This window comes from uncultured Thiohalocapsa sp., from assembly GCF_913062725.1.
Classification (GTDB): Bacteria; Pseudomonadota; Gammaproteobacteria; order Chromatiales; family Chromatiaceae; genus Thiohalocapsa.
In genome coordinates, this window is record NZ_CAJXWY010000009.1 from 10,892 (window position 1) to 31,307 (window position 20,416).

The 20,416-nt window shown below is 71.4% G+C and carries 13 protein-coding genes; 10 read left to right on the forward strand and 3 right to left on the reverse strand.

Going from position 1 to position 20,416, the window contains the following annotated elements:
* Positions 1–24: 24 nt before the first annotated feature.
* Positions 25–3,552, reverse strand: coding sequence for a maltose alpha-D-glucosyltransferase (gene treS / locus QZ588_RS03720; RefSeq protein ID WP_295540088.1), 3,528 nt, complete (start codon positions 3,550–3,552; stop codon positions 25–27).
* 602 nt (positions 3,553–4,154) lie between these two features.
* Between treS and treZ the strand changes: the two genes are divergently transcribed.
* The 8 genes from treZ to QZ588_RS03760 all read left to right on the forward strand — a co-directional run bounded on the left by treZ (position 4,155) and on the right by QZ588_RS03760 (position 17,886).
* Positions 4,155–6,074 (forward strand): malto-oligosyltrehalose trehalohydrolase, encoded by a 1,920-nt coding sequence (gene treZ, locus QZ588_RS03725; protein WP_295540090.1) that lies wholly within the window; start codon positions 4,155–4,157, stop codon positions 6,072–6,074.
* A 16-nt stretch (positions 6,075–6,090) separates the two neighbouring features.
* Complete coding sequence (gene treY, locus QZ588_RS03730; protein WP_295540093.1) at positions 6,091–11,436, forward strand: malto-oligosyltrehalose synthase; 5,346 nt, start codon at positions 6,091–6,093, stop codon at positions 11,434–11,436.
* A gap of 22 nt (positions 11,437–11,458) precedes the next feature.
* Positions 11,459–12,196 carry a DUF72 domain-containing protein gene (locus tag QZ588_RS03735; RefSeq protein ID WP_295540095.1) on the forward strand — a complete coding sequence of 246 codons (738 nt, stop codon included), beginning with the start codon at positions 11,459–11,461 and terminating at the stop codon, positions 12,194–12,196.
* 89 nt (positions 12,197–12,285) lie between these two features.
* Positions 12,286–13,653, forward strand: coding sequence for an alpha-amylase family glycosyl hydrolase (locus QZ588_RS03740; protein ID WP_295540096.1), 1,368 nt, complete (start codon positions 12,286–12,288; stop codon positions 13,651–13,653).
* 459 nt (positions 13,654–14,112) lie between these two features.
* A complete protein-coding gene (otsB, locus tag QZ588_RS03745) occupies positions 14,113–15,672 on the forward strand; it encodes a trehalose-phosphatase (RefSeq protein ID WP_295540097.1) in 1,560 nt (519 codons plus the stop codon).
* A gap of 309 nt (positions 15,673–15,981) precedes the next feature.
* Entirely contained in the window at positions 15,982–16,650 is a 669-nt protein-coding gene (locus tag QZ588_RS03750; protein WP_295540180.1) for an alpha/beta hydrolase, read from the forward strand.
* A gap of 85 nt (positions 16,651–16,735) precedes the next feature.
* Complete coding sequence (locus tag QZ588_RS03755; RefSeq protein ID WP_295540099.1) at positions 16,736–17,404, forward strand: phosphoribosyltransferase; 669 nt, start codon at positions 16,736–16,738, stop codon at positions 17,402–17,404.
* Between the two features lie 23 nt (positions 17,405–17,427).
* Positions 17,428–17,886: a DUF5335 family protein gene (locus tag QZ588_RS03760; protein ID WP_295540100.1), complete on the forward strand. Its 459-nt coding sequence runs from the start codon at positions 17,428–17,430 to the stop codon at positions 17,884–17,886.
* An 11-nt stretch (positions 17,887–17,897) separates the two neighbouring features.
* Here QZ588_RS03760 and QZ588_RS03765 read toward each other — a convergent pair whose 3' ends face one another.
* Together QZ588_RS03765 and QZ588_RS03770 are read right to left on the reverse strand one after the other, a co-directional pair.
* Positions 17,898–18,290, reverse strand: a complete 393-nt coding sequence (locus QZ588_RS03765) for a hypothetical protein (RefSeq protein WP_295540102.1) — start codon at positions 18,288–18,290, stop codon at positions 17,898–17,900.
* Positions 18,291–18,372: 82 nt separating this feature from the next.
* Positions 18,373–18,756, reverse strand: coding sequence for a DUF2256 and DUF3253 domain-containing protein (locus tag QZ588_RS03770; RefSeq protein ID WP_295540103.1), 384 nt, complete (start codon positions 18,754–18,756; stop codon positions 18,373–18,375).
* Positions 18,757–19,056: 300 nt separating this feature from the next.
* Here QZ588_RS03770 and QZ588_RS03775 point away from each other — a divergent pair, with 300 nt between their 5' ends.
* On the forward strand, positions 19,057–19,722 hold the full coding sequence (locus QZ588_RS03775; RefSeq protein ID WP_295540105.1) for a DUF2490 domain-containing protein: 666 nt from the start codon (positions 19,057–19,059) through the stop codon (positions 19,720–19,722).
* A gap of 118 nt (positions 19,723–19,840) precedes the next feature.
* Complete coding sequence (locus tag QZ588_RS03780) at positions 19,841–20,341, forward strand: isoprenylcysteine carboxylmethyltransferase family protein (RefSeq protein WP_295540107.1); 501 nt, start codon at positions 19,841–19,843, stop codon at positions 20,339–20,341.
* Positions 20,342–20,416: the final 75 nt, after the last annotated feature.

Sequence of the window (20,416 nt, forward strand, 5' to 3'; positions counted from 1 at the left end):
TCCACAGCGCTCCCGACGATGCCTTCAGCGCGCGGCGACGACCGACGCGCCGGCCTCGTCGAGCAGGCTCAGGACGGTATCCACGGCTGCGGCGACCGGCACCGTCGGCGCTCGCCGGGGCGCCGCGAGCGCCGTCGCCAGGCGCTCGAGGGCGCCGCCCAGTGCGAGCGCCCTCACCGTCTCTACGCGCTGCTCCGGGTCGGCGGCGAGCAGCGGCGAGCCCTCGGCGGCGGCGGCGTGGGCGGCGAGCAGCCGCTCGACGGCCTCCCGGCGCCAGGTGGCCAGCGGCTCGGCCAGGCGCGGATGCAGGTCCGGGTGCTCCGTTCGCGTGCGCTGCTGGATGTCGGCGACGGTGGTGTGCAGATCACAGACCAGGGTGCCGAGGTCCAGCAGCGGCGGGCGCTTGGCGCGGCGCTCGGCGCACGGACGCTGTGCGGGACCGCCGGCGCCGATGAAGACGGGCTCGTGCTGCGCCACCAGCACGCGGGCGAGGCGCAGGTCGCCATGGAGTCGGCAACGCCGGGGGCCGAAGCCGTGGCGACTCAGATCGTCGAGGCGCTGGTGGAGCTCGGCCCCGGCGGTGAGGAGGCGGTCGGCGGTGTCGGTGACGGCCGCCGGCAGTTGGTCGCGCCCGCTGCGCAGGGCGCTCAGCGCGCCGTCGGCGGCGGCGTGCAGGTCTGTAAGCAGCCGCCGGTGATCGGCGTCCGCCATGGACTCGGGGCGAAAGGCGTCGCCGTCCGCCGCCGCGGCGAGCGCCGTGTGCAGGTCGGCGACGCGGGCGCCCAGCTGGTCGAAGAGCCCCATGAGGTCGATCTGGCCCGGGTCCTGGCGCCAGGCCTCGTCGCCGCCGGCGGCGAAGTGCTCGTCGCACAGGCGTTGCAGCAGGTCACGGACGCGCCCGTCGAGGTCGCCCTGGTTGGGCACGTATTGCTCCAGCAGCGCCAGAGTACAGGGCGCGGCCCCATCGCGGTGGTGGTCGATGTGCCCGGCCAGGGCCGGCGTGCCCGGGAAGTGGGCCACCTCGGTGAGGTGGCGGGCGGTGTCCACCATCGGCTCCGGCCCGCGCGGGATGGCGCTGTCGGACGAGGCTCCGGGCTGGCTCCCGGACTGGCCCCCGGATTGGCCCTCTGGCCGGGCCGGCGGTACCCGACAGTGCAGGGTCTTCAGCATGAGCCGGTCACCGAGCACGGCGGCATTGTCCGGGTCCTCCGCCAAGGGATGCACCTCGGCCTCGGCGCAGCCCGCCAGGAGCTCGGGGCAGGCGGCGGTGGGCACCAGCGCGAGCCGGCCCTCGCCGAAGGCGACGTCCTCACCGTCACCGATGGCGCAGGCCAACGTGCGCACGAAGCCGGCGTCGGCCAGGGCCTCGAACAGGAGACCAGGCGTGGCCTGGCGGCGGGTCTGGGCCAGGGTGATGGCCGCCGGCGGCACTGTGCTCAGGGCGGTGCCGTTGTGCTGCCAGCGGATGGCGAGCGGCAGGAACAGGCGCTCGGTGCCAGCGGCGGCGACATCCACACGCACCAGGGTCAACAACCAGTCGTGCCAGGGCACGGCGGCCTCGATGAGCACCCGGGGCGATGCGGCCGAGCCCGCTGCAGCACCACCGCAGCGTGCGCTCAGATAGGCCGGCAGCACGTGATTCTGCAACAGGGCCACCGCCCGCAGGGCCGTGCGCCGGCGCTCGGCGTGTTCCGGCAGCAGGCTGCGCCAGCCCTCCGGCAGCACCAGGGTCTGCAGGCGCGGGGTCGCTACGCGCTCATCATGCCAGGCCGGGGCCGGCACGTCGGTGGCGAGACGGAACCAGTAGAAGCCGTGGCCGGGCAGGGTCAGCAGATAGGGCAGCTCGCCGATGGGCGGGAAGGGCGTCTGGCCCAGCAGCTCGATGGGCACGCGCCCGGCATAGGCGGCGAGATCCAATTCCACCGGCTGCGCGCCGCGGCCGAGATTGCCGACACAGAGGATCACCTCCCGGGGCTGCTCCGCAGGGGCCCCGTCCAGCCCGGCAACCGCATCGGATGCCGGGCCGACGGCCTCCGCCGCCGCGGGCTTCGCGCCCGCCTCCGCATCCGCCGCCGGGTCGGGGTAGCGGCGCACATAGGCCAGGATCTTGCGATTGCCGGGATGCAGAAACTCAATGCAGCCGCGGCCGAAGACGTGGTGCTGCTTGCGCACCTCGATGATGCGCCGGGTCCAGTTGAGCAGGGACGACGGCGCCCGTGATTGGGCCTCGACGTTGACGGACGGATAACCATAGATGGGATCCATCACCGGCGGCAGATAGAGCTGCTCCGGGTCCGCCCGGGAGAAGCCGGCGTTGCGGTCCGGTGACCACTGCATGGGGGTGCGCACGGCGTTGCGGTCGCCCAGATAAATATTGTCGCCCATGCCCAGCTCATCACCGTAGTACAGAATCGGCGACCCCGGCATGGACAGCAGCAGGCTCACCATGAGCCGGATCTTGCCCGGATCATTACCCAACAGCGGTGCGAGCCGACGGCGGATGCCCACATTCACGCGCATGCGCGGGTCTGCGGCATAGGTCTGGTACATGTAGTCGCGCTCGCGATCGCTGACCATCTCGAGCGTCAGCTCGTCGTGGTTGCGCAGAAAGATCGCCCACTGACACCCGGGCGGGATCTCCGGCGTCTGCTCCATGATCTCGACGATGGGATGGCGCTCCTCCTGCGCCAGCGCCATGTACATGCGCGGCATGAGCGGGAAGTGGTAGGCCATGTGGCACTCATCGCCATCGCCGAAGTAGTCACGCACGTCTTCGGGCCATTGGTTGGCCTCCGCCAGGAAGACGCGGTTCTGGTAGTGCTCATCCACCACCGCTCGCATTTGCTTGATGACGGCGTGGGTCTCGGGCAGGTTCTCGTTGTTGGTGCCGTCGCGCACGCACAGATAGGGAATGGCGTCCAGCCTGAGACCGTCCACGCCCATATCCAGCCAGAAGCGCATGACGCGGATGACCGCGCGCACCACCTGGGGATTGTTGTGGTTCAGGTCCGGCTGGTGGGAGAAGAACCGATGCCAGTAGTACTGGCCCGCCACCGGGTCCCAGGTCCAATTGGACGCCTCGGTGTCGGTGAAGATGATGCGGGTTTCGGCGAAGCGGCTGTCGTCGTCGCTCCAGACATAGTAATTGCGCTTCGCCGAGCCCCGCGGCGCGCGCCGCGCGGCCTGGAACCAGGGATGCTGATCCGAGGTGTGGTTGACGATGAGCTCGGTGATGACGCGGATGCCGCGCCGATGGGCGGCGCTCACGAAGCGGCGGAAGTCCCGCCGGCTGCCATAGGCCGGGTGGACGTTGCGATAGTCGGCGATGTCGTAGCCGTCGTCGCGCATGGGCGACGGGTAGAAGGGCAGCAGCCAGATGCAGTCGACGCCCAGGTCACGGATATAGTCCAGCTTCAGGGTCAGGCCGCGGAAGTCGCCGCTGCCGTCTCCGTTGGTGTCGAAGAAAGCCTTGACGTGGGTCTGGTAAATGACCGCGTCCTGGTACCAGAGCGGATCCGATGCGGGTCCATTGGCGAGTCTGTCTGCGCTCATCCTCCAGATTCCTGCTGTCACATCGCACGCGCGATGGCGCACGCGACCTCGGCAGCCGGTCCTGAGCGCCCGCCAACGCCGCGGCCACCATCAATCCGAATGTGCGCCGGGCCCGATGCCGGCCGAATCAAGCAACGCAAGCGACGGGCCAGTCCACCGTCGGCGATCGGCCTGCAGCGTCGGGGCCCAAAACCCGGCGCCGAAACGTTGTCAGACCGGGCCGGGCGCAACCGCTGAGGCGTCGAGCCGCGGGGCATTCGCCCCGCTGCAGGGTCAAATCACCCGCGCCAACCGCTAGCGTCAGGCCGCCACGGCAAAGGCTGCGCGCTTGTGTGCTGGTGCGGTTCGTGCATGGCCGATGATGGTGATGCGGCGGGCACGCCGGGCGATGCCATCTGCGCAGGCGCACCGCACCGGCGCTGCCCAATCCAGCCATCGGGGATACGCCGAGGCCGGCCAAAGCCCAGGGTGATCACCAACGGGCGGCGGCGCAGGCGGCATCATCGAAGACGCCACCCGCGACCGGCGGGAAACCCTGCTACCGTCGATGATCTCCGCGGCCGACAATGCAGGACTCAGGCGTTTGCTGTAGGAGCGTGCGCATGCATCACATCCGCCACCCCATGCCCTTCGGTGCCGAGCTCACCGACGATGGCGCGGTGCGCTTTCGCCTCTGGGCTCCCGACGCCGAGCGCGTCGCGTTGGAACTGGACGGCAACGCCGCGCCCGAGCACCTGCTGGACCTGGCGGCGGTGGGCGACGGCTGGTTCGAGCGCGTCACGGACCTCGCCGGGCCCGGCAGCCGCTATCGCTTCCGCCTCACGGCGGCGCACCTGGCGGCGAGCCAGCCGGTGCCGGACCCGGCCGCGCGCTTCCAGCCCGACGGCGTGCATGCCGCAAGCGAGGTGATCGACGCCGCCGCCTACGCCTGGAGCGACGGCGAGCTGCAATGGCGGGGACGGGACTGGGAGACGGCGGTGTTCTACGAACTGCACGTGGGCACCTTCTCCCCCGAGGGCACCTTCGCCGGCGCCGCCCGCCGCCTGCACCACCTCGCGGAGCTGGGCGTGACCGCGGTGGAGCTGATGCCGGTGGCGGCCTTCCCGGGGGCACGCGGCTGGGGCTACGACGGCGTGTTCCAGTTTGCGCCCTTCGCCGGCTACGGCCGCCCGGAGGACCTCAAGGCCCTGGTGGAGCAGGCCCACGCCCTGGGGCTGATGGTCTTCCTGGATGTGGTCTACAACCACTTCGGACCCGAAGGCAACTACCTGCACCTGTACGCGGAGCAGTTCTTCACCGAGCGCCATCACACGCCCTGGGGCGCCGGTCTCAACTTCGACGGCCCCCACAGCCGCCCGGTGCGCGACTTCTTCATCCACAACGCGCGCTACTGGCTGGAAGAGTTTCGGTTCGACGGGCTGCGGCTGGATGCCGTGCACGCCATCGCCGATGACAGCCAGCCGCACATCCTCACCGAGCTCGCCGAGGCCGTCGCCGCAGGCTTGGGTGCCCGGCGTCAGGTCCATCTGGTGCTCGAGAACGATGCCAACGCCGCCCGCTATCTGGAGCGCCGGGCGGACCGCCGACCACACTGGTACGTCGCCCAGTGGAATGACGACTTCCACCACGCCGCCCATGTGCTGCTCACCGGCCAGCGCGATGGCTACTACGCCGACTACGGCGCGCGGCCCACAGTTTGGCTCGCCCGCACCCTGGCCGAGGGCTTCGGCTACCAGGGCGAGCGCTCCCACTTTCGCAACGACGCACCCCGCGGCACGCCGAGTGCGCAGCTGCCGCCCACGGCCTTCGTGAATTTCCTGCAGAACCATGACCAGGCCGGCAATCGGGCCTTCGGCGAGCGCCTGCACCAGCTCACCAGCGAGCGTGCCCTGCGTGCCGCCACCGCCGTCCTGCTGCTGGCGCCGTCGCCGCCGCTGCTATTCATGGGTCAGCCCGAGGGCGCCGACAGCCCGTTCCTGTTCTTTTGCGACTTCGGCGACGACCTGGCGGCGGCGGTCACCGCCGGGCGCCGGCGGGAATTCGCCCGCTTCGAGGCATTCGCCGACCCGGCGGCGCAGGCGGCGATTCCGGACCCCAACGATGCGCACACCTGCCAACGCTCGCGCCTCAACTGGTCGGCGTGGGACCGGCCCGCGCACCGGCGGTGGCTGGACTTCCACCGGCATCTGCTGCGGCTGCGCGCCGGGGCAATCGTGCCGCGGCTGGCGGGCATGGATGGGCACGCCGGCGGCTTCGAGCTGCTCGCCGACGGCCCCGACGACGCCGGGCTCGTGGTGCGCTGGCGCCTCGGCGACGGCAGCCTGCTGACCCTGCTCGCGAACCTCGGTGAGACCGAGTGCTCGCTGGCGGGCCTGCGCGATGTGCCAACCGACGCCCCACCCGGCCGCGCCCTGCACGTGGAGCCCGCCGACGCCGCCGGCGCCATCGCCGACCGCCGGCTGCCGCCCTGGACCGCGGCCTGGTACCTGGGCGCGGGCGACGGGCCCGGTGCCGCAACCTGAGCCGCGGAGCACCACCATGGCCGGCGACGACGCCCTGCAACGCCTTTGCGCCCATTTCGGCATCGCCGAGCGCTATGTCGACGTCGACGGCCGCGAACATCGCGCCGACGCCGCCACGCGCCGCACCCTGCTGCGGGCGCTGGGCGTCGCCGTCGGCGATGCGCGCACGGAGGCGGCCAGCCTGGAGGCGGCCATCGATGCACAATGGCGCCGCCGGCTGCCGCCGGTGCTGGTCTACCGCCAGGGTGATCCGGCGCCGACCCTGGCCCTGACGCTGCCCCAATCCGATGCGCCCGGGGAGCTGCGCTGTGCCCTCACCGAAGAATCCGGCGCCGAGTCCGTCTGGACCCTGGACCCCACCGCGCTCCCGACGACGGCCCGCCGCCGGATCGATGGTGAGCCCTGGCTCTACCGGCAGCTGGCGATGACGCCGCCGGCGCACCTCGGCTACCACCGCCTGGCGCTCTATGCGGATAGCGGGGACGCCGACGCCCGGGCGCTGGCCGAGACCACCATCATCGTCGCCCCCCGCCGTTGCTGGCAGCCCGACACGGGCCCCGCGCGCGGCTGGGGGCTGGTGACCCAGCTGCCGAGCCTGCGCTCGGCGCGCAACTGGGGCATCGGCGATTTCACGGATCTGACCCGGCTGGTGGCGCTCGCCGCCGAGGCCGGCGCCGGCATGCTGGCGCTCAATCCGCTGCATGCGCTCTTCCTGACCGAGCCCGAGCGCTGCGACCCCTATGGTCCCGCCAGCCGTCGCTGGCTGAACCCCCTCTACATCGACGTCGAAGCCATGCCGGAGCTCGCCGAGTGCGAGGCGGTGCGCGCGCACATCGACGGCGACGACTTCCAGGCGGGATTGCGCGCACTGCGCGGGGCACCGCTCATCGACTACGGCGGCGTCGCCACCGCCAAGCTCGACATCCTGAAGCGGCTCTATCGCCACTTCCGGGCCGTGCACCTGCACGCAGACAGCGACCGCGCCGCTGCGTTCCGCGCCTTCCTGCAGGCCGGCGGCGCGGATCTGCGCCGCTTCGCCCTGTTCCAGGCGCTGGCGGAGCACCTGCGCGAGGGCGAGCCGCCCGTCGAGCCGCCGGCGGGCGCCTCGGCGACGGACGCCGACCCCTTCGCCCATTGGCCCGCGGACTACCGCCATGCACACGCGCCCGCGGTGCGGGCCTTCGCCAGAGCGCATGCGGAGCGGGTCGACTTCTTCGCCTGGCTGCAATGGCTCGCACGCCAGCAGCTCGACGCCGTCGCCGCGCGCTGTGAGACACTGGGCATGCAGCACGGGCTGTGTCTGGACCTCGCCGTGGGCGCGGCCCCCGACGGCGCCGACCGCTGGGCGGCGCCCGCACACTATGTCGCCGGCGTGCACGTCGGCGCGCCGCCGGATGACTTCAGCCCCAAGGGCCAGGACTGGCGGGTGCTCGCCTGGCATCCCCAGCACCTGCGCGAGGCCGCCTACGCCCCCGTCGCACGGGAGCTGCGCGCCAACATGCGCGCCGCCGGCGCATTGCGCATCGACCACGTCATGGGTCTGATGCGCCTCTTTCTGGTGCCCGCGGGCACCGCCCCCGCCGCCGCCACCTACGTCGCCTACCCGTTCCGGGATCTGCTCGGCGTGCTGGCCCTTGAGAGCGTGCGCAACCGCTGCGTGATCATCGGCGAGGATCTCGGCACGGTGCCAGAGGCCGTGCGCGCTGCCATGCCGGAATGGGGCATGCTGTCCACGCGGGTGTTCTATTTCGAGCGCGACGCCGACGGCGGTTTTCTGCCGCCCGCGGACTATCCGTCCAATGCGCTGGTCACCGCCGGCACCCACGACCTACCCCCGCTGGCCGGTTTCTGGGCCGGTGTGGATCTGGAGCACCGCCGGGAGCTGGACCTGTTCCCCGGCGCGGACGCCTACACCGAGCGCCTGCTGGCGCGCACCAATGATCGCGCCCGGCTGCTGCTCGCCCTGGCGCGCGCCGACCTGCTGCCCGCCGACGGCGAGACGGACCCGGTGGCGCTGCCGGAGCTGACACCGGCGCACATCACCGCGGTGCAGCGCTACCTGGCCCGCACGCCGGCAAAGCTGTTGCTGGTGCAGACCTCCGACCTCCTCGGCGAGACCGAGCAGGTGAACCTGCCCGGCAGCGGCAACCGCCACCCCAACTGGCGCCGCCGCCAGCACCTGGAGCTGGAGCACTGGCTGGCCGAGCCCACCGTGGCCGGCCTGCTGGCGGCGGTGCACGCCGAGCGCGGCGGGGCGACGACAGCCCCCGCCGGGGCCGGTGCCAGCGTCGGGGACGGCGCCGGCATCGGCGCCGACGCCCACCCGGCGGCGGCAGCCGTGGCCGCGGCGCCGCTGACGGCGGCCATTCCGCGGGCCACCTACCGCCTGCAGCTCCATGGCGGCTTCGGCTTCGCCGACGCCGCGGCGCTGGTGCCCTACCTGGCGTCCCTGGGCGTCAGCCACGTCTATTGCTCCCCCTACCTCAAGGCCCGGCCCGGCAGCACCCACGGCTACGACGTGGTGGCCCATGACCAGCTCAACCCGGAGCTCGGCAGCCGTGCCGACTTCGACCACTTCTGCGCCGCGCTGGCTGCCCACGGCATGGGACAGATTCTGGACCTGGTGCCCAACCACGTCGGCATCATGGGCGCCGACAACGCCTGGTGGCTGGACGTGCTGGAAAACGGCCGGGCGGCCGTGCATGCACCCTTCTTCGACATCGACTGGCACCCCCTGAAGCAAGAGCTGCACGACAAGGTGCTGGTGCCGGTGCTGGGCGATCACTACGGCAACCTGCTCGACTCCGGCGAGCTGGTGCTGGCCTGCGAGGACGGCGCCTTCCACATCGCCTACTACGAGCACCGCTTCCCCATCGACCCGCGGGAGTATCCGCGCATCCTGGGCCCCGGACTGCCCGCCCTGCGTGAGCGCCTGGGGGCGACGACGGCGGCCGCCGACGCCGAGACCGCCGCCGCCACCGCGGCGCTCGCCGCCTTCGAGAGCCTGGTGACGGCCTTCGGCAACCTGCCGCCGCGGGATGCGCTGGACAGCGACGCCCTCGCCGCCCGCCGCCGCGACAAGGAGTTGCACAAGCGTCGGCTCGCCGAGCTCTGTCGCGAGCACGCCGACCTGGCGCGCTACGTCCAGGACTGCCTCAAGGACTTCAACGGCGCCGCGGACTATCCCGCCGACAGCGCCCGACTGCATGCCCTGCTGGAGGCCCAGGCCTACCGCCTGGCCCACTGGCGCGTCGCCGCCGACGAGATCAACTATCGCCGTTTCTTCGACATCAACGACCTGGCGGCCCTGCGCATGGAGTATCCGGATGCCTTCGAGGCCGTGCATGCCCTGGTGCTGGCCCTCATCGGCGAGGGCCGCATCGCCGGGCTGCGCATCGACCACCCCGACGGCCTCTACGACCCGGCGGCCTACTTCCAGACCCTGCAGCAACGCGCCGCCGCCGCCCTGGCGCCTGCGCGCACCCCGCGTCCCGACGACCGTCCGCTCTACCTGGTGGCCGAGAAGATTCTGGTGGGGGACGAGCACCTGCGCATGGACTGGGCCGTGCACGGCACCACCGGCTACGACTTCGCGGCCCTCTGCGACGGGCTGTTCGTGGACAGCGACGGCCTGGACGCCCTCGCCGACACCTGCCGCGCCTTCGGCGCCTGCACCCGGCCCTTCGCCGACGAGACCTATGTCGCCAAGCATCAGGTCATGCGCCACATGCTCTCGAGCGAGCTGCATGTGCTCGCCAGCGAGCTCGCCCGCATCGCCGAAATGGACCCCCGCACCCGCGACTACACCCTCGAGGGCCTGCGCGCGGCGCTGATGGAGGTCATCGCCTGCTTTCCGGTATACCGCACCTACCTGTCGGCGCGCGGCAGTGCCGCCAGCGACCGCCACCAGGTGCTGAAGGCCGTCTCCGAGGCCCGCCGGCGCGCACGCATGCCCGACCTCACGGTGTTCGAGCTGGTGCGCGACGTGCTGCTGACGGACATCGCCGAGGGCAAGCCGGAGGCCTACCGCGCCCGGGTGCTGCGGCTCGCCCGCAAGTGCCAGCAATACACGGCTCCAGTGACGGCCAAGGGTGTGGAGGACACCGCCTTTTACCGCTGGCACCGGCTGGTGTCGCTGAACGAGGTGGGGGCGAGCCCGGATCGCGCCGGCACCACGGTGGACGATTTCCACCGCGCCTGCGCGCGCCGGCGCGATGACTGGCCGCACGCCATGTTGGCGGGCTCCACCCACGACGCCAAGCGCTCCGAGGACGTGCGCGCACGCCTGCACGTGCTCTCGGAGCTGCCGGCGGCATGGAACGCCCGCAGCCAGCGCTGGGCGCTGCTGAACCGGCGTCTGCACCGCGGCGATGATGCCGGGCCGCAGCTGCCGGATGCCGCCGCCGAGTATCTGTTCTACCAGACGCTGCTCGGCGTCTGGCCGCTCAGCGCCGCCGGCGATGGGCGCGACGCCCTGCCCGGCGAGCGCCCGCTGGCGGCGCTGCGCGAGCGCGTGGTCGCCTACATGCTGAAGGCCGCGCGGGAAGCCAAGCGCTACACCGCCTGGACCAACGCCGACACCGACTACGAGGCCGCACTCACGGCCTTCGTCGAGGCCGCCATGGACCCGGCCCGCAGCGGCGCCTTCCTCAGTGACGTCGCCGCCTTCGCCCGGCCCGTGGCACAACTGGGTCTGCTCAACAGCCTGGCGATGACCCTGCTGCGCCTGACGACGCCCGGCGTGCCGGACATCTACCAGGGCACCGAGCTGTGGGATCTGAGCCTGGTGGATCCGGATAACCGTCGGCCCGTGGACTTCGACCGGCGGCGCTCGCTGCTGGAGCAATTGCGCACCACCGCCAACGCCCAAGCACCGGCCTGGGACGCCGCCGACGGCCGCGCCAAGCTGCACCTGATCCACCGGGTGCTGGCGCTGCGCGCCCGGGACCCGGCGCTGTTCGCCGACGGCGACTACCGCCCGCTGGCCGTCGACGGCCCCCTTGCGGACCATGTGTGCGCCTTCGCCCGCACCCACCCGCGCCCGGCGCGGGGCCGTGCCCTGGTGGTGATCGTGCCCCGGCTGCTGGCACGCGTGGCGCTGGACGCGGATCCCGCCGCCGAGCCGGCCGCGGTGCGTGCAGACCTGTTTGCCACCGCCCACTGGACGCAGACCCGGGTGAGCGTGCCCGCGGGGGCGTGGCGGGAACGCCTCGGTGGCGCGCGCCTGGACGCCACACGCCGCGGCGAGCAGCAGTTCTTGCGCGTCGCCGATGTGCTACGCCGCTTCCCGGTGGGCCTGCTGACACCGGCCGGCGACGAGCCCGAGCCAGAGCCGGGCGACGCACCAACGCCGGACGCCTGAGCACAGCCGGGGTGGCCACGCCATGGCGAAAGCGCGCATCGGCACCTCCGGCTGGTCCTACGCGCACTGGGTGGGACCCTTCTACCCCACGGACCTGGCGGCCGACCGACGCCTGGCCCATTACGCCCGGCAACTCGGCAGCACCGAAATCAACAACACCTTCTACCAGCTGCCAGCCACAGCGACCCTGGCGCACTGGCGCGCGGCGGTGCCGGCGGAGTTCGTCTTCGCCGCCAAGGCGAGCCGCTACATCACCCACATGAAGAAGCTGAGGGATGCGGACGACACGGTGCCGAGCTTCCTCGCGCGCCTGGCGGCGCTCGGTCCCAAGCTGGGCCCGGTGCTGTTTCAGCTGCCGCCGCGCTGGCACCAGAACACCGAGCGACTCGCGACCTTCCTGACAACACTGGAGCGCCTGCAGGCGGGCCGCCGCTGGGTGTTCGAGCTGCGCGACCATAGTTGGCTCACCGACGCGACCCTGCACCTGCTGGAGCGTCACAACGCCGCCTGCTGCATCTACGAGCTGGACGGCTTCGTGACGCAGCCTGCGGTGACCGCGGACTTCGTCTACATCCGCCTGCACGGCCCGGACGGCGCCTACCGGGGCCGCTACGACGATGCCGCATTGGATGGCTGGGCCCGGCGCATTCAGGATTGGCTCGGGCGCGGTCTGGACGTTTACTGTTATTTCGACAACGATGAAGCGGGCTACGCGGTGCACAACGCACTGGCGCTGCACCGGCGGCTGCGCCCGCAGTGACAGCATCGCCGCGAGCGCCAAACGCGACGCCTGCCCCAATCCCCTCCCTCGGACCACAGCCAGCGGCGACCCCTGGAAGCGATCTCCCCATGACCAGCCCCGACCACCAGCGCCCCATGGGCGCGCGCATCTACAACCTCTTTCCCACCCTGCTCGGCCCGGTGCCCAACTGGCACCAGCGGCTGCCGGCCATCGCCGACATGGGCTTCGACTGGATTTTCCTGAATCCGGTGCAGCTGCCGGGGGCCTCCGGCAGCCTCTACTCCATCAAGGATCCGGAACGCCTCAACCCGGCGCTGCGTCCCGCCGGGCAGGGCGCAGACAGCGGCCCCGGCACGCCCCCGATGGACGACGACCGCCTGCTGCGCGCGTTCTGCGCCGCGGCGCAGGCGCACGGCATACGCGTCATGCTGGATCTGGTCATCAACCATAGCGCCAGGGACAGCGTCCTGGTGGATGCCCACCCGGCGTGGTTCGCGCGGGATGCGCACGGCCACGTGCGCTCGCCCTTCGTGCGCGACCTGGACGACGGCGACAAAGTGACGGTGTGGGAAGACCTCGCCGAGCTGGACTACAGCGAGCGCCCGGCCCGCGACGCCATGCTGCGGTTCTGGGAGCAGCAGATTGGGCATTATCTCGGGCTCGGCTTCGCGGGCTTTCGCTGTGACGCCGCCTACAAGCTGCCGGCGGACGTGTGGCGCCGGCTCATCGGCAGCGCCCGTCGGCAGGACCCCCAAGCCTGCTTCTTCGCCGAGACCCTGGGCGCACCACAGGAGGCCGTCGAGCAGCTGCGCGGCGCCGGCTTCGACTATCTTTTCAATAGCGCCAAATGGTGGGATTTCCGCGCCGGCTGGCTGCTGGACCAGTACCAGCGCTTTCGCGGCCTCGCGCCCTCGGTGGCCTTCCCGGAGAGCCATGACACCGAGCGCCTCGCCGCCGAGAGCGGCGGCAGCGCCCGCGAATCGCGCTTCAAGTACCTGTTCGCGGCCGTGTTCTCCGCGGGCGTCATGATGCCCATCGGCTATGAGCTCGGCTTCCGCCGAGCGCTGCACGTGGTGCAGACAACACCCGATGACTGGGCGCAGGGCTGCGCCGAGTCCCCCTTCGACATCAGCGACTACATCGCCCGCGTCAACGCCATGAAGGCCGACACACCGGTGCTTTGCGAAGAGGGCCCGCAGGAGCGCGTCACCGACCCCCATGAGCCGCTGGTGGGCCTGCTGCGCCGCACCAACGGGAGCGCACAGCGAAGCCTCGCCCTCATCAATCCGGACCCGGCGCAACCGCAGCCACGCGGCGTCGGGCAACTGGCGGATGCCCTGGGCTGCGCGCCGGCGGATATCCGCGAAATCACACCCGCCATTGAGGCCGGTGGGCACACACCGCCGCCGGACCTGACCAGGCAAGATGCCATCGAGGTACCGCCGCGGAGCCTGCGCATCTTCGTGTGCGACTGAGGCACCGACACCGCGGGGTGCTGGCATTGGCAGCCCCAGCTCGTCCCCGCATTGCGCCGAAGCCGGCGTGAAACGGTCTGTGGCCTTGCACCCGGCGAAGCCCAATGTCCGGGGCAGACCGAGCGTGCTGATTGGCGTCCGGCTACCGCCGCAGGGCGCCTGCGGGGCATTTGCCGCGCACGGCGGTGGGAAAGCACCGCTGGGCTTGCGCAAAAGGACCGGGAGCCCCAACGTCGCTGGCGCGCTGACCCGCGGGCGGCCAGCCGGGGGCGGCCAGCCGGGGGCGGCGGCGCCGGCCGGGACGGCACCGCATTTGCTGAACCGAAGAAGCCATGCTCACATGCCGCCGTTCGCCCGGGGCGCCGCCGTCCAGCGCGCACCGGCTAGCGCGCATCGCCCGGCCCCGTTGCGCACCGGTCCGCCCGCCCACGGGTCGCCGCCCAGCACTGAGACACCGCCATGTCCGCGCCCGCGCCAGCTACATTCTCACGCACCCGGCTCGATGCGGTGCTGTTCGACCTCGACGGCGTCGTCACCCGCACGGCGCGGCTGCACGCGGCGGCCTGGAAGGATCTGTTCGATGCCTACCTGCGTGAGCGGGCGCCGCATGAGGGCGAGGATCACAGCCCCTTCGACGCTCAGCGCGACTACCGCCGCTATGTCGACGGCAGGCCGCGCGTGAAGGGCGTCAAGCATTTCCTCGCCGCCCGTGGCATCGATCTGCCCATGGGAGATCCCGCGGACCCGCCGGAGCGCGAGACCCTCTGGGGCCTCGGCAATCGCAAGAACCAGCGCTTCCGCGCGGCGCTCAGCGCCCAGGGCGTGGAGCGCTACGACTGTGCCGTGGACCTATTGCATCGGCTGCGGGAGGCGGGCTTTCGCACCGCCGTGGTCAGCGCCAGCAAGAACTGCGATCTCATCCTCGCGCAGGCGGGTCTCGCGGACCTGTTCGACGCCCGTGTCGACGGCGTCGAGGCTGAGCGCCTGGAGCTCGCCGGCAAGCCGGATCCGGAGACCTTTCTGGAGGCGGCCGCCAGGCTCCACTGCGAGCCCGCCAGGACGGCGGTGCTGGAGGATGCCGTCGCCGGCGTGCGGGCGGCGCGGCGCGGGGCCTTCGGTCTGGTTGTCGGCGTCGACCGCGGCGGCGCGCAGGAGGCGCTGCTCGAGGCCGGTGCCGATATGGTGGCTGCGGACCTCTGTGAGGTTGTGGTCAGCGCCGAGGCCGCGGAGCCGCCGCCGCTGCTGACAGCCCCGGAGCGGCTGCTGCGCCGCCTCGCCGAGCGCCGCCCGGCGCTGTTTCTGGACTATGACGGCACCCTGACGCCCATCGTCGAGCGTCCGGAGGACGCGCGGCTGGCGCCTGCCATGCGCGCGGCGCTGCGTGCGGCGGCCGAGGTGATGCCCGTGGCCATCATCAGCGGGCGGGACCTGGAGGACGTCCAGACCCTGGTGGATCTGCCCGGGGTCATCTATGCCGGCAGCCACGGCTTCGACATTCGCGGACCCGACATCGCGCTGGAGCAGCCGGAAGGCGTCGATGCCCTGGACGATCTCGCCCGCGCCGCCGACGCCCTGGAGGCGCGGCTGGCGGACATCGCAGGCGCCCAGGTGGAGCGCAAGCGCTTTGCGGTCGCCGTGCACTATCGCCGTGTGGCCGGCGACCAAGTGGCGCGCGTGGAGGACGCCGTCGCAGCAGCCGCCGAGCGCGCGCCGAAGCTGCGGCGCACCGGCGGCAAGCAGGTGTTCGAGCTGCGCCCGGACATCGACTGGGACAAGGGCCGCGCCGTCACCTGGCTGCTGGGCAAGCTGCAGCTCGACGGCCCCGATGTGCTGCCCCTCTATATCGGCGACGACGACACCGACGAAGACGCGTTCCGCGCGCTCGCCGGCCGCGGCGGCATCGGCATCCTGGTGGCGAGCCAGGATCAGCCGAGCGCCGCCGCCTGGCGGCTCGCCGACCCGGACGCGGTGCGCGAACTGCTCATGCGCCTCACCGCCGCCGAGCGCGATGCGCGCTGAGGCGGCGGCCGGCCTCACCCGCACCGTCGTCCGCACCACAGCGGCCGTGACGGCGCCCATAGGAACGGGTGATGCCCCGGACCTTCCGAGCGGCAGTGACGAGCCGGCGGACGCACCCCCGGGCGCCGTGCCCGCGACCACACTTGACAATAAGCACCGCTCGCACCGGCAGTGACACTTATCCCGGGGCCCGGCGATGGTCCGCCGCCTGCCACGGGGGCGCCGGCGGCCGGGTGCGGACTCTGCACAAGTGCACTTCAGTGCGTGTGACTTCAGTGACGGGCAAACAAAGCGGAGAGCGCCATGGTCATGATGCCCCTGACCCGTGCGGATGAAATCCTGGTCCCCACCGAGGCCGGTGATCTGCCTGGCTTCCTCGACCTGCCCACCGGCGCCCGCGGGCTGGTGCTGTTCGCCCACGGCAGCGGCAGCAGCCGTTTCAGCCGCCGCAACCGCGCCGTGGCACACACGCTGAATGGCGGGGGGATCGGCACCCTGTTGTTCGATCTGCTCACGCCGGGCGAGCACGAGCGCGATCAGCGCACCGCCGAGCATCGCTTCGATATCCCACTGCTCACGCGTCGGCTGATGCACGCCGTGGACTGGGCGACCACCGACTCGCGCACGGCGGACTTGAGGATCGGCGTCTTCGGGGCCAGCACCGGCGCGGCGGCCGCCCTCGGCGCCGCGGCCGCGCGTGCGCGGTCGGTGCATGCCGTGGTCTCCCGCGGCGGCCGGCCGGACCTGGCCATGGACGTGCTCGAAGACGTCCGCCAGCCGACCCTGTTCATCGTCGGCGGGCTGGACCAGACAGTGCTGCAGCTGAACCGCGAGGCCGCCGCGCGCATGCCTGAGCCGGTCCGCATCGAGGTCATCCCCGGCGCCAGCCACCTGTTCGAGGAGCCCGGCACGCTGGAGGCGGTGTCCGCGCTGGCGCGGGACTTCTTCCGCGCGCATCTCGGGGCGCCCCCGGATTGAGTCGGCGCAGAACACACCGAGAACGCACCGGGCCCGCGGGCCGAACGATCATCGACACCCATTCACCACAACCGGAGCAAGCCACGTGAGCGCAGTGCAACTCCCCTTCGACGACCGCACCGAGGCCGGGCGTCTGTTGGCCCAGGCACTGCACGGCTACCGCGGCCGCGACGACCTGCTGGTGCTGGCGCTGCCGCGGGGCGGCGTGCCCGTGGCGGCGGAGGTGGCCGCAGACCTGGACGCCCCGCTGGACCTGATGCTGGTGCGCAAGCTCGGCGTGCCCGGCCAGCCGGAGCTGGCGATGGGCGCCATCGCCACCGGCGGGGTGCAGGTGCTGAACCCGGGTATCGTCAGCGCACTCGGCATCAGCGAACAGACCATCGACCGCGTCGCCGCCGCCGAGGGCCGCGAGCTGGAGCGACGCGCCCATGCTTACCGCGGCGAGCGCCCGCCGCCGCGCATTCAAGGCAGCTGCGTCATCCTCATCGACGACGGCCTCGCCACCGGCGCCACCATGCGCGCGGCGGTGTCCGCCACACGCACCCAGCGACCGTCCACGCTGGCGGTGGCGGTGCCCGTTGCCAGCACCGATGCGCTGGATTTGCTGGAGCCGACCGTGGACGATTTGATCTGCCTGGCCGCGCCCGAGCCCTTCTTCGGCGTCGGGCGCTGGTATGCGGCTTTCCCACAGACCCGCGACGACGAGGTCCGCGCCCTGCTCGCCGATGCCCGGGCCCGTGCGGGGGTCGGCTGAGCCCTACGACGGGAGTCGCCGTCATGTCATTGCAGCCACAGCCAAACGCGTCGCCCCCGCAGCGCCCGGACGCCGTCCCGCGGCGGCGGTGGGCCGAGACCTGTGCGGCTTTCTCGCGGCAGCACCGGGGCTGGCTGGTGCAATTGTGGGCCGTGCCCACCGCCGTCGCCGATGCCGGTGCCGAGGCCGTCGCCGCCGCCGGTCAGGCGCTCGCCGTCGGCGTGCCGCTGCACGACGTGACCCTGGACGCGTCCGCGGCCATGACCGCCATCGTGCTGCACACCGCGGCCCCGCCGGGCAGCGGGCAGCCCGTGCAGCAACTGCGCATCGCAGCCCCGGCGGCGCTCCGCCTGGAGCACGCCGCCGACGGCACCGTCACCGGCCTGCGCATCGACGACACGACGGGGCACAGCACCCTGCTGCACTTTCGCACCACCGGGCCACCGGAGATGCTCGACGGGCTCGCCGATACGGAGCGCTGAGGCGCGGCGCATCAACCCCTCACCCGCTGCGCCGCGTCGGCGAGTCGCTGCAGCCCCGTGCGCCAATCGTCGACGAACAGCTCGATGGACTCGATGAAGTCCGGCTCGTGCTCGGTGCGGTTGATGGTGCAGTGCACCACCACCGGCGCCGGCGTTTCGTCGCCGGCGGTGACCGTCCAGGCCAGCGCGTTGGGGCAGTGCGGCAGCGTGAAGCGCACACCGCCGCGAATGCACTCGCGGTGCACCTGGAACTGGCCCCACAGGCACCAGATCTCGCCGTCTTCACCATCGGCCCGCAGCACCGCATCGATGGATGCACAGTGCTCGGCGAGGGTGCCGATGGTGAGGTGCCGCTGGAGGTCCGCCGCCGTGGCCTCGGCTGCAAGGGTGCTAAAGAATTCCACCTGTCGAGCTCCCGGTCGTTTCAGTCAGCGCTCCGTCTGCGACCCGGCAGTATAGCGGCCATCCCTCGCGAGTAAGGGGCGGCTAGAGTTGCACACCCACGGGACGCAGCCGCAGGCGAATGGGCCCCTTGGCCGTATCCGGATCCACCGGCCGTCCCCGTTGGGTGATGTCGATGCGCCCGGCGCGCTGCAGCCGCCTCGCGGCCATGCGCACCGGCTCCATCTGCTGGCGCCAGTCAGCGCCGCCCGCAAGCTTGCGGGCGGCCTCACTGGGGCAGATGCTGGCGTCTGCGGCACGCGCTTCGAGCAATGCCATAATGGTGTCTTCGATGTGGCGGTCGCGTGGGGACAAGCCGCGGCCGCGGCAGGCATCGGAGCAATACTTGACGTTCTCCCAGTCCCGCGCCCATTTTCGTCGCCAGGAGATGCTGCGGCCGCAGACGGTACAAATGCGTTCGACCCGCATGGTGTCTTGGATGTCGTGTGGGAATGGGTGGTTACATGCGGGGCGCCGGTGCCAAGCCAAGGGCGCGGTCAGTTGATGCTAACAAGGGTCGTCGGGCGGTCGTCAGGGTGCGTCCCGCGGGGCACCTGGCACGACACAACGATGCGAAAGCGTCGACTGAGTCCAGCGCGTCGCAACACCGCCAGGCTTTCTGCGGGGCGCGCCATGGCGGTCGTCGCGGCACCCGTCCGGTGGTTGACGTGCGGCCTGTGTGGCCATCGCAACCGCCACAGCCAGGCGCACACGCGCTGAAGCGCCGCAATGCGCGATGAGAATATGATCCGCCTGCGCCATTTGCTGCTGCTCGCCGTCCTCGCTGCGACATCCACTGAGGTGGCCGCGGAGCAGGACGCCGGCGCCAGTTACAACCTGCTGCTCAAGGCACCGCTCGCGGGCGATTGGTTCATCCTCTCGCGCGCCAACGCAGCCTCGCGCAACAACTTTGCAGACACATTCCTCGCTTATACCGGCGCGTCCCTGGGCTATCAGCTGCACTCGAGCTTCAGCCTCCGGCTTGGCTATCGGCGCGCCTGGTTCCGCTTCACCGAGGACTGGCAGCCGGAAGACCGGGTGATGCTGGAGGGCTACTTTGCGAAGCGCTTCAACGGCTTTCGCGTCACCAACCGGCTGCGCGTGGAATTGCGCTGGTTCGACTGGCGCGACGACGACGTACGCCTGCGCAATGAGATTACCGTGGAAGCCCCCTGGGCGCTGACGCCGCTCAAGCTCAAGCCCTACCTGGAAGAGGAGATCTTCTATGGCACCCGTGCCGGGCGGGTCGAGGCCAACTGGCTCGGCGGCGGTCTCGCCTGGCGGCCCATGGAGGGGGTCAAGCTCAAGCTCGGCTACCGCTGGAACCGCTTTCGCACCGGCGATGACTGGTCCAACCGCAACGTGCTGGTCACCGGCCTCAACATCTTCTTTTAGCACCCGGCCCGCCGGTGGACGTCGAGTCGCCGTACAATGGGGCCCGTGATGCCCTTGGCAGGGGCTCGGCAAACCCAACTTTCTTCAAGTCTCTGGCAAGTCCGAACGGGAGACGCGCATGAGCGGCGACACTGGCGACAAACGGGGCTTCGGTCAGCGCGGCGAGCACCTGGTGGCGATCCAGTTTGCGCTCATGCTCGGCTTCGCCCTGCTGCCGGTGTGGCATCCTTATCTGGGCGCCGATGCCATGGCCGCCAGCGCCGCGCTGCGCGGCTGGCTCGCCGCACCCTTTGCCCTGCTCGCCCTGCTCTTCGGCGCCTTCGGCTCGGTGCACATCCGCGACTATCTGACGCCCTTGCCCTACCCGGTGGATCACAGCCAATTGGTGCGGCACGGCGTCTACGCCATCGTCCGCCATCCGCTGTATACGAGTCTGCTCTGCGCCGGTGCCGCCTGGACCTTGTACACACTGAGCCTGTCGCACCTGCTGGGATTGGCTGTGGCCTTTGCCTTCTTCAATTATAAAGCCGGCAAGGAAGAAGCCTGGCTCACCGAGCGCCACCCGGAGTACACCGGATATGCGCAGCGCGTGAGCAAGTTCATCCCCTTTGTCTACTGAGATCCGAGCGGCGGCCGGGCACGGCGGCGCCCCAGGCACCACCGACGCACGCCACCCTTCCCACGGCGCGCCCGA